Annotated in this window: 15 protein-coding genes; 9 read left to right on the top strand and 6 right to left on the bottom strand. The window is 69.1% G+C overall.

Going from position 1 to position 14,024, the window contains the following annotated elements:
• Positions 1-5: 5 nt before the first annotated feature.
• The 6 genes from ACFY0T_RS21800 (at position 6) to ACFY0T_RS21775 (ending at position 6,032) form a co-directional block, all read left to right on the top strand.
• Complete coding sequence (locus ACFY0T_RS21800; protein WP_266580711.1) at positions 6-317, top strand: urease subunit beta; 312 nt, start codon at positions 6-8, stop codon at positions 315-317.
• Positions 310-2,031, top strand: a complete 1,722-nt coding sequence (locus tag ACFY0T_RS21795; protein WP_388872888.1) for an urease subunit alpha — start codon at positions 310-312, stop codon at positions 2,029-2,031. Before ACFY0T_RS21800 ends, ACFY0T_RS21795 begins: the two co-directional genes overlap by 8 nt.
• On the top strand, positions 2,031-2,705 hold the full coding sequence (locus ACFY0T_RS21790; RefSeq protein WP_388872885.1) for an urease accessory protein UreF: 675 nt from the start codon (positions 2,031-2,033) through the stop codon (positions 2,703-2,705). Before ACFY0T_RS21795 ends, ACFY0T_RS21790 begins: the two co-directional genes overlap by 1 nt.
• Positions 2,706-2,850: 145 nt before the next feature.
• The gene (ureG, locus tag ACFY0T_RS21785) at positions 2,851-3,528 is read left to right on the top strand and encodes an urease accessory protein UreG (protein ID WP_388872882.1); all 678 of its coding nucleotides are present in this window, start codon (positions 2,851-2,853) and stop codon (positions 3,526-3,528) included.
• Complete coding sequence (locus ACFY0T_RS21780) at positions 3,525-4,283, top strand: urease accessory protein UreD (protein WP_388872879.1); 759 nt, start codon at positions 3,525-3,527, stop codon at positions 4,281-4,283. The genes ureG and ACFY0T_RS21780 overlap by 4 nt, the downstream gene beginning before the upstream one ends.
• Positions 4,284-4,436: 153 nt before the next feature.
• Positions 4,437-6,032 (top strand): alpha/beta hydrolase, encoded by a 1,596-nt coding sequence (locus ACFY0T_RS21775; protein ID WP_388872876.1) that lies wholly within the window; start codon positions 4,437-4,439, stop codon positions 6,030-6,032.
• A 91-nt stretch (positions 6,033-6,123) separates the two neighbouring features.
• On the opposite strand, the gene ACFY0T_RS21770 is transcribed toward ACFY0T_RS21775, so the two are convergent.
• Together ACFY0T_RS21770 and ACFY0T_RS21765 are read right to left on the bottom strand one after the other, a co-directional pair.
• Complete coding sequence (locus ACFY0T_RS21770) at positions 6,124-7,149, bottom strand: NAD-dependent epimerase/dehydratase family protein (protein ID WP_388872873.1); 1,026 nt, start codon at positions 7,147-7,149, stop codon at positions 6,124-6,126.
• 68 nt (positions 7,150-7,217) lie between these two features.
• The gene (locus tag ACFY0T_RS21765) at positions 7,218-7,940 is read right to left on the bottom strand and encodes a lysophospholipid acyltransferase family protein (protein WP_388872870.1); all 723 of its coding nucleotides are present in this window, start codon (positions 7,938-7,940) and stop codon (positions 7,218-7,220) included.
• A gap of 446 nt (positions 7,941-8,386) precedes the next feature.
• Between ACFY0T_RS21765 and ACFY0T_RS21760 the strand changes: the two genes are divergently transcribed.
• On the top strand, positions 8,387-8,542 hold the full coding sequence (locus ACFY0T_RS21760; protein WP_388872867.1) for a DUF6131 family protein: 156 nt from the start codon (positions 8,387-8,389) through the stop codon (positions 8,540-8,542).
• Between the two features lie 314 nt (positions 8,543-8,856).
• On the opposite strand, the gene ACFY0T_RS21755 is transcribed toward ACFY0T_RS21760, so the two are convergent.
• Both ACFY0T_RS21755 and ACFY0T_RS21750 read right to left on the bottom strand, forming a co-directional pair.
• The gene (locus tag ACFY0T_RS21755; RefSeq protein WP_388872864.1) at positions 8,857-9,000 is read right to left on the bottom strand and encodes a hypothetical protein; all 144 of its coding nucleotides are present in this window, start codon (positions 8,998-9,000) and stop codon (positions 8,857-8,859) included.
• Between the two features lie 212 nt (positions 9,001-9,212).
• Entirely contained in the window at positions 9,213-9,674 is a 462-nt protein-coding gene (locus ACFY0T_RS21750) for a phage holin family protein (RefSeq protein WP_388872862.1), read from the bottom strand.
• 23 nt (positions 9,675-9,697) lie between these two features.
• Between ACFY0T_RS21750 and ACFY0T_RS21745 the strand changes: the two genes are divergently transcribed.
• Both ACFY0T_RS21745 and ACFY0T_RS21740 read left to right on the top strand, forming a co-directional pair.
• Positions 9,698-9,889, top strand: coding sequence for a hypothetical protein (locus ACFY0T_RS21745; RefSeq protein ID WP_388872859.1), 192 nt, complete (start codon positions 9,698-9,700; stop codon positions 9,887-9,889).
• A gap of 203 nt (positions 9,890-10,092) precedes the next feature.
• A complete protein-coding gene (locus ACFY0T_RS21740) occupies positions 10,093-11,628 on the top strand; it encodes a cytochrome bc complex cytochrome b subunit (protein WP_388872857.1) in 1,536 nt (511 codons plus the stop codon).
• Here ACFY0T_RS21740 and ACFY0T_RS21735 read toward each other — a convergent pair.
• Together ACFY0T_RS21735 and ctaD are read right to left on the bottom strand one after the other, a co-directional pair.
• Positions 11,546-11,947: a cytochrome c oxidase subunit 4 gene (locus ACFY0T_RS21735; RefSeq protein WP_388872854.1), complete on the bottom strand. Its 402-nt coding sequence runs from the start codon at positions 11,945-11,947 to the stop codon at positions 11,546-11,548. The two genes, ACFY0T_RS21740 and ACFY0T_RS21735, sit on opposite strands and share 83 nt — an antisense overlap.
• The gene (ctaD, locus tag ACFY0T_RS21730) at positions 11,944-13,614 is read right to left on the bottom strand and encodes a cytochrome c oxidase subunit I (protein WP_388872851.1); all 1,671 of its coding nucleotides are present in this window, start codon (positions 13,612-13,614) and stop codon (positions 11,944-11,946) included. Before ctaD ends, ACFY0T_RS21735 begins: the two co-directional genes overlap by 4 nt.
• Positions 13,615-14,024: the final 410 nt, after the last annotated feature.

Below are 14,024 nucleotides of genomic sequence, written 5' to 3'. Positions count from 1 at the left end.
GCGCCATGATTCCCGGAGAGATCCTGTTCGCCGACGGACCCGTCGCCTTCAACGAAGGCCGCGAGGTCACCCGGCTGACCGTCCTCAACGCCGCCGACCGGCCCGTCCAGGTCGGCTCCCACTACCACTTCGCCGAGGCCAACCCCGGTCTGGACTTCGACCGCGCCGCCGCGCGCGGCAAGCGGCTCAACGTCGCCGCCGGCACCGCCGTGCGCTTCGAGCCCGGGATCCCCGTCGACGTCGAACTCGTTCCGCTCGCCGGCGCCCGTGTGGTGCCCGGACTGCGCGGTGAGACCGGAGGTGCCCTCGATGCCTGAGATCTCGCGTGCCGCGTACGCCGATCTGTTCGGCCCCACCGCCGGCGACCGCATTCGGCTCGCCGACACCGATCTGCTCGTCGAGATCGAGGAGGACCGCTCCGGCGGCCCCGGACTTGCCGGCGACGAGGCGGTGTTCGGCGGTGGCAAGGTCATCCGCGAGTCCATGGGGCAGGCGCGTGCTACGCGCGCAGACGGCACTCCGGACACGGTCATCACGGGTGTGGTGATCATCGATCACTGGGGGATCGTCAAGGCCGACGTCGGCATCCGCGACGGCCGGATCACCGGCATCGGCAAGGCGGGCAACCCGGACACGATGGACGGGGTGCATCCGGATCTGGTGATCGGTCCGGAGACCGAGATCATCGCGGGCAACGGCCGGATTCTGACCGCGGGTGCCATCGACGCGCATGTGCACCTGATCTGTCCGCAGATCGCGGACGAGGCGCTGGCCGCCGGGATCACGACGTTGGTGGGCGGCGGTACGGGGCCCGCGGAGGGCTCCAAGGCGACGACGGTCACTCCCGGGCCCTGGCACCTGGCCCGGATGCTGGAGGCGATGGAGCAGTACCCCCTCAACTTCGGGCTGCTCGGCAAGGGCAACACCGTCTCGCATGACGCGATGCTGTCGCAGATCCGGGGTGGCGCGCTCGGTCTCAAGATCCACGAGGACTGGGGGTCCACGCCCGCCGCCATCGACGCCGCGCTGACCGTCGCCGACCGGACGGGCATCCAGGTCGCCGTCCACACGGACACGCTGAACGAGGCCGGGTTCGTCGGCGACACACTCGCCGCCATCGCCGGACGCGGCATTCACGCGTACCACACCGAGGGCGCGGGCGGCGGGCACGCGCCGGACATCATGACCGTGGTCTCCGAGCCGCACGTGCTGCCGAGCTCCACCAACCCGACCCGGCCCTACACCGTCAACACCGCCGAGGAACACCTCGACATGCTGATGGTGTGCCACCACCTGAACCCGGCCGTTCCCGAGGACCTGGCCTTCGCGGAGTCCCGGATCCGGCCCTCCACGATCGGGGCCGAGGACATCCTGCACGACCTCGGCGCCATCTCGATCATCTCGTCCGACTCCCAGGCCATGGGCCGCGTCGGCGAGGTCATCATGCGGACCTGGCAGACGGCGCATGTGATGAAGCGGCGTCGGGGCGCCCTGCCGGGCGACGGCCGCGCGGACAACCATCGCGTACGTCGCTATGTCGCCAAGTACACGATCAACCCCGCGCTCGCGCAGGGCCTCGCCCGCGAAGTCGGCTCCGTCGAGTCGGGCAAGCTCGCCGACCTCGTGCTGTGGGAGCCCGCGTTCTTCGGCGTCAAGCCGCACCTCGTCATCAAGGGCGGACAGATCGCGTACGCGCAGATGGGCGACGCCAACGCGTCGATTCCGACGCCGCAGCCGATCCTGCCCCGGCCGATGTACGGAGCGATCGGGCGGGCCCCGGCCGCCAACTCGTTCAACTTCGTCGCCCCGCTCGCCATCGAGGACGGGCTGCCGGAACGGCTCTCGCTCGGGAAGCGGTTCATGGCGATCGAGTCGACGCGTGGGGTGACCAAGGCCGACATGCGCGAGAACGACGCCCGGCCGCGCGTGCAGATCGACCCCGACAGCTTCGCCGTGCACATCGACGGGGAGCTCGTCGAGGCGACGCCTGCCGCCGAACTGCCCATGGCCCAGCGCTACTTCCTCTTCTGATGTCCCGCGCGGCACTACTCGTCCTGGCCGACGGCCGCTTTCCCGCCGGGGGGCATGCCCACTCCGGCGGGGCGGAGGCGGCCGTCAAGGCCGGGCGTATCACCGGGGCGGCGAGTCTGGAGTCCTTCTGCCGGGGGCGGTTGCACACGACCGGGCTCGTGTCGGCCGCGCTGGCCGCGGCGGGTGCGCTCGGGGTCGATCCGGTGGCGCTGGACGCGGCGGCGGACGCTCGTACGCCGTCGCCGGCGCTGCGGGTCGCCGCGCGCAGGCTCGGGCGGCAGTTGATGCGGGCGGCTCGGGCGACGTGGCCGTCGCCCGAACTCGACGCGCTGGCACGGGAGTTCCCCAAGGGGGCGCATCAGCCCGTCGTTCTCGGGCTGGCTGCCCGGGCTGCCGGGCTTGGGCCCGACGATGCCGCGTACTGCTCCGCGTACGAGGCGGTCAGTGGGCCGGCGACGGCCACCGTCCGGCTGCTGAGCCTTGACCCGTTCGACGCGACGGCGGTTCTGGCGCGACTCGCACCGGAGCTGGATCTGGTGGCCCACTCTGCGGCCGACGCCGCCCGCAGAGTGGTCGACGGCGGGATCGATGTCTTGCCTGCCGCTTCTGCTCCGCTGCTGGAGATCAGTGCGGAGGCGCATGCAGCTTGGCCTGTACGTCTGTTCGCGTCGTAGGGAAGTCTTTCGCCCCCGCCGCCCCTACTCATTCCCGTCCCCTGGGGGCTCCGCCCCCAGACCCCCGTATCGGCCTTGACGGCCTCGTCCTCAAACGCCGGACGGGCTGAGTACTTACCCCGGGCCGAAAATTGGAGCCGCAAAGATGCACCTTGACCACTCCCACGACGGACCCGCCGCCGTCAGCGCCGATGCCCACCGTCCCGACGGCAGCCGGCGTGCCCTCCGGATCGGGCTCGGCGGACCTGTCGGATCCGGCAAGACCGCGACCGTCGCCGCCCTCTGCCGTGCTCTGCGCGACGAGCTGTCCCTCGCTGTCGTCACCAACGACATCTACACCCGTGAGGACGCCGAGTTCCTGCTGCGCGAGGCCGTGCTGCCGCCCGAACGGATCACCGCCGTCGAGACGGGGGCCTGCCCGCACACCGCCATCCGGGACGACATCTCCGCCAACCTCGAAGCGGTGGAGGATCTGGAGGACGAGGTCGGGCCGCTGGATCTGATTCTGGTGGAGTCCGGGGGCGACAACCTCACCGCGACGTTCTCCAAGGGGCTGGTCGACGCGCAGATATTCGTCATCGATGTGGCGGGCGGGGACGACATTCCGCGCAAGGGCGGGCCCGGTGTCACGACGGCTGATCTGCTCGTCGTGAACAAGACCGACCTGGCGCCGTACGTCGGGTCCGATCTGGGGCGGATGGCGGCTGATGCCAAGGCACAGCGGGCCGAGCTGCCCGTCGTCTTCCAGTCGCTCCGGAGCGAGGGCGGGGTCGCGGCCGTCGCCGAGTGGGTGCGGGAGCGGCTTGCCGCGTGGACGGCATGACGACAGCGGGAGTGCGGGCCACCGCGCGGATTTCGGCACGGGACGACGGGCGGGGCGGGACCTCGCTGCCCGTTCTGGAGGGGGACGGGCCGCTCGCGCTGCGCCGCACCCGGGGCAGTGGCTCCGAGGCGCGCGTCATGCTGGTCGGCGCGATGAGCGGTCCGCTCGGCGGCGATCACTTCACCGTCGAGGCGGAGGTGGGTGAGGGCGCGCGCCTGCGGGTCGGGTCGGCCGCCGCCACCATCGCACTGCCGGGGCAGAACAAGGGGGAGGCACGCTACGACGTGCGGCTCCACGTCGCCGACGGGGGCGAACTGCGCTGGCTGCCCGAGCAGTTGATCTCCGCGGGCGGTAGTGAACTGCACGTCTCTTCGCGCATTGAACTCGATGAAGGCGCTCGGCTCGTCTTCCGGGAGGAGCAGGTACTCGGGCGGGTCGGCGAGGAACCAGGGCGGCTCACCAGCCGTCTTACCGTGCGGCTGGACGGACGGCCGCTGCTGGACCAGGAGTTGGCGTGCGGGCCGGGTGCGCCCGGCGGATGGGACGGGCCCGCCGTCCTCGCAGGACATCGGGCGTTGGGGCAACTCGTCGTCGTGCGGCCTGAGTTCGGGAAAGAGGCGCCCGCGGCGCGACTGCTGGGGGAGCACGCGGCGCTCGTGCCGCTCGCCGGGCCGGCCGTGCTGGTGACCGCCCTCGCGCCCGACGCGCTGCTGCTGCGGCGCCTGTTGGACGAGGCGCTGCGGACGCTCGGCTGAAGGTGAGCGGCTGAGGGAGAGACATCTCCGCTCAACGGAACTGCGTACACCGGTTATCGGAATAGTAAAGAAGGCCGGTCGCATCTGTTCTCAGGTACCTCGCAACCGAAAGGATCCCCGTACCGATCACAACGACGTACGGGGAGGTCCCACTTGAGGGCTAAGAGACCGACGAGACGGGTGACAGCGCTCGGTTCGGCCGGAGCGCTCGTCACGGCGACCCTGATAGCCGGAGCCGTGGCGGCTCCGTCGGCCACCGCCGACTCGCGCCACGGTCAGGACCGGGAGCAGCGCGGAGCGGCGATCGCCGCGGAACGGGCCGCCAAGGCCGGGATCGACTGGCAGGACTGTCCCGCCGACTGGGGCTTCGAGAAGCCGATCCAGTGCGGCTGGGTCTCCGTCCCGCTCGACTACGCCCACCCGAACGGCAAGCAGATCAAGCTGGCCGTGGACCGCATCGGGAACACGGGCACCAAGGAGGAGCGTCAGGGCGCGCTCGTCTACAACCCGGGCGGCCCCGGTGGTTCGGGCATGCGCTTCCCGCGCCGTGTCACCACCAAGAACGCGATCTGGGCCAACACCGCCAAGGCGTACGACTTCGTGGGCTTCGACCCGCGCGGTGTCGGCCACTCGGCGCCCATCTCCTGCATTGACCCCCAGGAGTTCGTGAAGGCGCCCAAGGCCGACCCCGTCCCGGACACGGAGGCGGACAAGCTCGCCCAGCGCAAGCTGGCCGCCGAGTACGCGGACGGCTGCGCCGAGCGCAGCGGCGACATGCTGCCGCACATGACCACGCCCAACACCGCGCGCGACCTCGACGTCATCCGGGCCGCCCTCGGTGAGAAGAAGCTCAACTACCTGGGTGTCTCGTACGGCACGTACCTCGGCGCCGTCTACGGCACCCTCTTCCCGGGCCACGTCCGCCGCATGGTCGTGGACAGTGTCGTCAACCCGTCGCGGAAGAACATCTGGTACCAGGCCAACCTGGAGCAGGACATCGCCTTCGAGGGCCGCTGGAAGGACTGGGAGGACTGGGTCGCCAAGAACGACGCCGCCTTCCACCTCGGCGACACCCGCGCCAAGGTGCAGGAGCAGTGGCTGAAGCTCCGGGCCACCGCCAAGGCGAACCCGCTCGGTGGCGTCGTCGGCCCCGCCGAGCTGATCTCCTTCTTCCAGAGCGCCCCGTACTACGACTCCTCGTGGGTGCCGGTCGCGACGGTGTTCAGCAAGTACGTCGCCGGTGACACCCAGGCGCTCGTCGACGCCGCCTCCCCCGACATGTCCGACACCGCGGGCAACATCGCCTCGGAGAACGGCAACGCCGTCTACACGGCCGTCGAGTGCACCGACGCCAAGTGGCCCACGAGCTGGAAGAGGTGGGACCGGGACAACACGCGGCTCCACAAGGACTACCCGTTCATGACCTGGGCCAACGCGTGGATGAACCTGCCGTGCGCCACGTGGCCGGTCAAGCAGCAGACCCCGGTGGATGTGAAGACCGGCAAGGGCCTGCCGGCCGTTCTGATCGTGCAGTCCACGCGTGACGCCGCCACCCCGTACCCCGGCGCCGTCGAACTGCACCAGCGCTTCAAGGGCTCCCGCCTGATCACCGAACAGGACGCGGGCTCGCACGGTGTGACCGGTCTGGTCAACCCGTGCATCAATGAGCGGGTGGACACCTACCTGCTCACCGGCAAGACGGACGCGGCCGATGTGACGTGCACGCCGCACGCCACGCCGAAGCCGTAGTCAGCTGCGCGTGAGGGGGGCGGCCGGATCTCCGGCCGCCCCTCGATCGTCACGAGTGGCCCAGGCTCCGGCCGTCCCCTCGTTCATGACGTCATGACGCCAACCAGGCGTCCTCCGCCGCGTAGTCGAACAGCTCGCCGTACGCCTCGGCCATCTTGGGATACGCCTCGCGCCAGCCCTGCCCGGCGAGTTGGCGCTCGATCCAGGCGACCGTCTCCGGGAGCGTCTCGGCGTACCGGACCACCGGGCGGTAGCCCAACTCCCGTTCGGCGGCCGTCATGTCGCAGATGACCGGCAGCGGAACCGACCACGGTGTGTCGCCCACCGTGGGGGCCGGGGGAGCCCCGTCCACCAGGACGTCCTCCGTCTCGACCCCCATCACCGCGTCGATCGCCGCGGCGATCTCCGCCACCGTGGGCGCGTCCGGGTCGCAGGCATTGAGGACGCGCGAGCCCGGCCGCGCGGCCGCCAGACGGATCAGCTCGGCGATGTTGTGGACACTCGCCGGATGGAAGCGGCTCGTGCCGCCGAAGGCGAGGATCCGCCTGCGGCGGCCGTCGAGATTGCGCTTGACGACATACAGCTCGCGGGGCGAACGACAGTACGGGCCGTGGATGGCACCCGCGCGCAGCAGCGTCGTCGGCAACTGGTCACCCACGGCGAGGAGTTCGCGCTCGAGGGCCACCTTACCGGTGCTGTACGTGGCGTCACCGGGCCGCACGGTGCGCTGACTCTCCGGGATGGGCACCGGATACTCCGGGAAACCGTCCGGCTCCGACTGCGTGTCGAAGCCGCGCCCCTTGTCGTCCTCGTACACCGACACACTGGAGATCACCACGGCCGATCCGACGCGATCGGCCAGACTCGTCAACTGGCGCCCGTGTTCCGCCCCGTACGCGACGATGTCGACCACCACGTCGCAGCCGTCCCCGACCACCGCGGCCAGCGCGGTGTCGTCCGCACGGTCGAGTCGCACCGCGCGCACGTCCCCCGGCCAGCTCTCGTCCCGCCCCCCGCCCAGCGAGGCGGCCGTCACCGCCCATCCGTCCCGCGCCAGCACGTCCACGGCCGCGCGTCCGATCTGTCCCGTCGCTCCGATCACTACAGCATGTCTCATACGTAAAAAATGTACAGGACGTACGCTCATTTCGCGGCGGCTTGATCCATCACGTCGGGGCGCTTGGGTCAACTCAGCGGCATCCGTGGGAACTTACGGGCGTCGGCCGCGCGCTCGGCCTCTTCGGCCTTGACGACGGCCGCGTACCGGTCGACGTACTCCTGCTCGGAGAGGGTGAGGATGGCGTACATGATCTCGTCCGTGATGGCGCGCAGGATCGCCTTCTCGTTCTCCATCCCGGCGTATCGCGAGAAGTCGAGGGGCTTGCCGAAGCGGATCACTACGGGATGGATGTTCGGGATGATCTTGCCGGGCGGCTGCGCCTCGAAGGTGCCGATCATCGCGCAGGGAATGACGGGGACTTGGGCCTTGAGGGCCATCACCGCGACGCCGACCTTGCCCTTGTACAAGCGGCCGTCGTGCGAGCGGGTGCCCTCCGGGTAGATGCCGAGCAGCTCGTTCTTGCGCAGTACGCCGAGCCCCTCCCGGATTGCCGCCTGCCCCGCCTCCTTCCCGGACCGGTCCACCGGAATCTGCCCCGCACTGCGGAAGAATGCGGCCGTCAGCCGGCCTCTGATACCCGGCCCCGTGAAGTACTCGGCCTTGGCGAGGAAGGTGATCCGCCGTTTGAGGATCGCGGGCATCAGGAAGTGGTCCGAGAAGGACAGATGGTTGCCGGCGACGATGGCCGCGCCGGACGACGGAATGTGCTCAAGGCCCTCGATCCGCGGGCGGAAGACCAGCCTCAAGAGCGGACCCAGAAGGACGTATTTGAGCACGTAGTAGAACACGGGGGTCGCTCCTCACTCTGGCGGATCGGCTCGACCGCCACGTTCTAGCAGGTCAACGGGTGTGCGGTGGGTGTCAGTGTATGTGCAGGTGTGGTCGGCTGGAACCGTGTCCGATCGGACTGATGCCGTCCTTTGCCGACTTTTCTGACGGTCCGCCAGGGCGGTGATAGGGGTCGTTCTCGTGCGGGCGGTGGTGACCGCCGGACCAGGCTGCTGCTCCTGGCCGACGCACATCAAGCTGATGGCGCAGCCTGGCGCAATCACCATTGATGACTGGCAAACATGTGGCTCTTGAATCCCCGTCGTTCTCGTGATGCGCTCGCGCGTTTCCGAGGTCCGATGAAGCTCCGAGGAATCCCGGGTGCTCTGATCGTGGCTCGTGGCTGCGTTACAGCCCCCCGGAGGGGTACATGGTTTTCAGGGGGCTGAGTGCCCTGGAGGCCGCTATGATCATTCTGGGGATCATCCTGCTTGTTATTGGATTCCTCACGGGAATCGGCATCCTATGGACGATAGGAATCGTCCTGTTGGTCATTGGACTCGTCCTCTGGATTCTCGGCGGGGTCGGACACGCTGTGGGTGGCCGTCGTCACTACTGGTGAGGTCGTTTCCCGATGCGCGGGCCGGGCGGCAGCGGCGTTCTCGGACGACACCTGACGGGGAAGAACCACACTCGGGCCGACAGGGCTGGGTACCCGTTCGCAAAGCACCTGGGTGTAGGGACGGGATCACCCCGCCGGAGGTCCGGCGGGGTGATCAGGGACACCGAGGCGGCTCAAGACGCCCGGGACGAGTAATCCGTCATCGCGGCGCACCCCAAGGGGTGCGCCGCTCAGTGCCTCGGTGGCGCGGCAATACCTCCGGAACCGAAGTGCATACCCTCACCTGGGTACGGCGGTGCATACAGTCAGTCCAGCTACGCGCCCGTTGAGTGGCCCAGTACGGGCTCTTCGGGCCGGTCGATCTCCTCGACAGGCGGGAGCAACAACTCCTCGTACCGCCCCAGTGCCAGCACAACGCCGAGCATCAGCAGTGGCATGATCACAGCAAGCACCGCCATGGCCTGTCCTTCCCCAGGTGGTAGCGCGGGGGGTGTCGGCCGGGTCTCCCCGGGGCGGGCGGACAAACCTCCGGGTCATCGACGCACCGTCATCGTCCGCCGCGGGCGAGCGGCGCGGCCCTCCCCGCCCCGGGCGAGCAGGGCCGCCCGCCTGGCGAAGGCCGTGGCCTGGCCCACGCCGCCGCCGGCTCCGGTCACGACGAAATGGCTCACTACGCACGGTGATGTGGGGCTTCGGGGTCGTCCGGACGCGCCGGGCCCATGCCCGGCACCCCGGGTGCGCCAGGCGCGACCGGCGGCACCGGCGGATACGTTCCTCCCATGCCCTCTGGAGTGGCGCCGCCGACGGCACCCGCCGCAGGCTCGTGCGTGTGCCGAGACGCGGACGGACGAGCCGCACCGCGCAGGGCGTAGGCCACTGCACCGAGCACCGCGGCGGTGATCAGTGCGGCGGCCCAGTTGGGCAGGCTCAGCGCGAGCGCCAAGCCAAGGGCGAGCGCCAGCGCGGCGCCCGCGTACAGGGCGACGGCACCGGACGCTGCGTACAGCGTCGCCGTGCGGCGCTGCTTACGGGTCTGCTCGCGCAGTTCGTCGCGCACGGTCTCGCGGGCCACCTGCGCCAGCTCGTCGACCAGGTTCTTGTCCAGATGCTCCAGGTGATCCAAGCGTTCCATGGCGCTCGGGTACCCAGGCGCCGGTGCCCGTAAAGCCGCGCGTAACGCCGTGTGCTGCGGGTGCTGATCTGCTCGACGAGGTGGCGGCCACCAAGGGCGACGAACGGAGGCGCTTGCAGGACCTCGTCCGTCTCCTCGCGGTGCACGAGACCGCCGAGGAGAGGTCGGCCGTCATCGACCGCACGCGTGACGTCGTGCGGAAGGCTTTGGCCTGAGCATGACACCTGGGCGGACCGGGTCACGGGAGACGGAAACGATCTCGTACCCGGCCCCGCCTCAAGTACCAGCCCGTTCGGACGCGCAGCAATGTCGCGTGCCACGGCCGCAGGTGATGGTGGGAGGGGACCCGCGAAGGCGAGCGATGAGCGGGGTTGGGGTGCCCGCCCGGCCGACTGACGGCAAGAGAGGACCGGAAGGCATGGGTGAGTCCGTGCAGAGGGAGCCTTCCGTGAGTCCGAGGGGCGAACGCTTCGCCGACGCGGTCGATGCCAGACTGCCGACCACGGACGGTGGCGGAAAACTGCTCCGCAAGGCCTTCCCCGACCACTGGTCGTTCCTCCTGGGCGAGTTGGCGCTCTACAGCCTGATCGTCCTGGTGCTGACCGGGGTGTGGCTGACGCTCTGGTTCAAGCCGGAGATGCGCGAGGTGACGTACACCGGGCGGTATCTGCCGCTGCGCGGCGTGCTCATGTCGGAGGCGTTCGACTCCACCCTGCACATCAGCTTCGACGTGCGTGGCGGGCTGCTCATGCGGCAGATGCACCACTGGGCGGCACTGGTCTTCGTCGGCGCGATCGGTCTGCATCTGCTGCGGATCTTCTTCACGGGGGCCTTCCGAAGGCCCCGCGAGATGAACTGGGTCATCGGCCTCACCCTGTTCGTCCTGGCACTCGCGGAGGGATTCGCCGGCTACTCGCTCCCCGACGACCTGCTCTCCGGGACAGGACTTCGTATCGCGCAGGGCATCATGATGTCGATCCCCGTCGTGGGCACCTACGTGAGCATGTTCGCGTTCGGATCCGAGTTCCCGGGCGAGGACATCGTCACCCGCCTGTACAGCATGCACATCCTGCTGCTGCCCGGTGCGCTGATCGCCCTGGTCACCGTGCATCTGATTCTGGTCTTCTATCTGAAGCACACCCAGTGGCGCGGACCGGGCCGATCGAACGCGAACGTCCGCGGCAAGCCCCTCTTCCCCCAGTTCATGGCATCCTCGAGCGGTCTGTTCTTCACCGTCTTCGGTGTCATGGCGCTGCTCGGCGGTCTCGCCCAGATCAACCCGGTGTGGACGTACGGGCCCTACCGCCCGGACCTGGTGTCGACCGGTGCGCAACCCGACTGGTACGTGGGGTTCCTGGAGGGCGCGCTGCGGCTCGTGCCGCCGTGGGAGACGAACCTCGCCGGCCACACCATCATGTGGAACGTTCTGCTGCCGGCCGTGGTCCTGCCCGGGCTGCTCTTCCTCGTTCTGTACCTCTACCCGTTCGTCGAGCAGCGGCTGACGGGCGAAGCGCGGGAGGAGCGGCACCTGTGCGACCGGCCGCGCGAACGGCCCGTGCGGACGGGCCTCGGCGTCGCCGGCATCACGTTCTACGGTGTGCTGCTGCTGGCCGGCGGCAATGACGTGGTGGCCCTGACGTTCCGGATCTCCGTCAACACCTTGACCTGGGTGCTGCGCATCTCCCTCGTGGTGGCGCCCGTCCTCGCGTTCCTGCTGACCCGGTGGCTGTGCCAGGCCCTCCTGCGCGCGGAGCGGGAACGCCTGGCGCAGGGCGAGGAGACGGGCGACGTACGGCAGACCGTGGAGGGGGGCTACGAAAGTGACCACCGGCCCGTCGAGGAGTTCCGGCCGGGAGCGCCCCGCCCGCCGCTCACCCCTGCTGACGACTATCCCGGTCCACGTACTGGAACGTCATCCCCAGAACACCACGCGCCAGCACACCGAAACCAATGAGGAAGAGCCACAGCCCGTAGACCACTCCGAGGGCGGCGACGGCGAAGCCCAGTGCGGTGACGATGGGCCACGAACTCTTGGCGGGGAAGAACTCCAAGGGCCCCGCGCCGTCCGCCACCTCGGCCGCGGTACGGTCCTGGGGGCGCAGCCCCCTGCGCCGGTAGTTCATCGCGCAGAAGAACGACACCAGGGCGGCCATCGCGAAGGCGACGATCAGGGCAGCCGTACCGGTCGGATCGCCGGACCAGGCGGCATAGAGGGCGGCGGTGCCCGCGAAGAACCCCGCAACGCCGCCGAAGAGCAGCGCTTCGACCTTCACAGCAGACCCTCCTCCTTCGCCTGCCTGGTGATGCGGGGGTGGTGCAGATCGAAGGCGGGGGCCTCGGACCGCACCCGCGGCAACGCCTGGAAGTTGTGGCGCGGGGGCGGGCAGGACGTCGCCCATTCCAATCCGCGCCCGTAACCCCAGGGATCGTCCGCGGTGACATGTTGTCCGTGCCGGGCCGTATGCCACACGTTGTACAGGAACGGCAGCGTCGAGACACCGAGCAGGAACGCTCCGATGGACGACAGGGTGTTGAGGAGTGTGAAGCCGTCCGCCGGCAGGTAGTCGGCGTACCGGCGCGGCATCCCTTCCTCGCCGAGCCAGTGCTGCACCAGGAAAGTGAGCTGAAACGCCGGGAACAGCAGCCAGAAATGCAGCTTTCCGAGACGCTCGTCGAGCATTTTTCCGGTGAACTTGGGCCACCAGAAGTAGAAACCACCGAACATCGCGAAAACCACGGTGCCGAACAGCACATAGTGCAGATGCGCCACGATGAAATACGAGTCGGTGAGGTGGAAGTCGAGCGGCGGGGAGGCGATGAGCACCCCGCTCAGCCCGCCCAGCAGGAACGACACCAAAAACCCCATCGCCCACAGCATCGGTGTCTCGAACGACAGGGACCCCCTGTACATCGTCCCGATCCAGGCGAAGAACTTGATCCCGGTGGGTACGGCGATCAGGAACGACAGCACGGAGAAGAAGGGGAGGAGCACCGCGCCCGTGGCGAACATGTGGTGGGCCCACACGACGGCGGACAGCATGGTGATCGAGATCGTCGCGCCGATCATCGGCAGATATCCGAACAACGGCTTGCGTGAGAACACCGGAATGATCTCCGAGACAATCCCGAAGAACGGCAGGGCGACGATGTAGACCTCCGGATGCCCGAAGAACCAGAACAGGTGCTGCCACAGAATGGCGCCGCCGTTGGCGGCGTCGAAGACATGCGCCCCGAACTTCCGGTCCGCCTCGAGGACCAGCAGGTCCGCGGTGAGTACGGGGAAGGCCGGTAGCACCAGAATCGACGTGAACAGCACGTTCCAGGTGAACATCGGCATCCGGAACATGGTCATTCCAGGGGCGCGCAGGCACAGGATCGTCGTGATGAAATTGACGGCGCCGAGTGTCGTCGAGACGCCTGTCACCACCAGTCCCATCACCCAGAGATCGCCCCCCGCACCGGGGGAGTGGTACGCGCTGTTCAGCGGCGCGTAGGCGAACCAGCCGAACGCGGCGGCGCCGCCGGGCACCACGAAACCCGCGACCACCATCAGGCCGCCGAAGAGATACATCCAGTACGACAGGGCGTTGAGCCGGGGAAAGGCCACATCCGGCGCGCCGATCTGCAAGGGCATCACGGCGTTCGCGAAACCGGCGAACATGGGCGTCGCGAAGAGCAGCATCATGATGGTGCCGTGGATGGTGAAGAGCTGGTTGTAGGTGTACTCGTTCATGAACTGCAGTCCGGGGCGGGTGAGTTCGGCCCGCATGGCGAGCGCGAGCAGGCCCGCGAGAAGGAAGAAGCAGAAGGCCGTGACCATGTACAGGCTGCCGATCACCTTGTGATCGGTCGTCGTCGTCCAGCGCAGCAGCACCTGACCCAGCGAGGGCCGGGAGGCGGCCTGCGGGGTGTCGGCGCCGCGTTCTGACAGCTCGGTCATCGTCCTCCTCCGCGGACTGCCTGCCCCGGGCCGACGGTGTACGGAACGGGTACGGGCAGGGCGGGGGAAAGCCTCTCGCGAGCGCCCCCCGCCGCCGGGCGGGAATCCGGGCCCCCGCGACGCGGATACGCCCTCGACTCACGCGACGGCCCCGTTCCGCACATGACGCCACCGGCCGAGTACGGATCGTGATCGTCGGTGGCGACGGTACCGGCGTCACCACGCAAGTCGCCCACGCCACGCCCTACCGTCTGCCGTCGGGGGACCACCCTGGCGGGTCGGGGCCCGGGCGATTCGAGCCCCCGTCGGCAATGACCGTCGGCTACCGGGGAGCTCGGACGGCAAACAGACGGATATCACCGGCCGGGACACCGACCTGCCCATCCCCGACTTCGACGGGCTGCCCCTGG

The sequence above is a fragment of the Streptomyces sp. NPDC001530 genome, assembly GCF_042894545.1.
Classification (GTDB): Bacteria; Actinomycetota; Actinomycetes; order Streptomycetales; family Streptomycetaceae; genus Streptomyces.
Note: the sequence above shows the minus strand (reverse complement) of the source record. Positions and strands in the feature narration are given on the sequence as shown.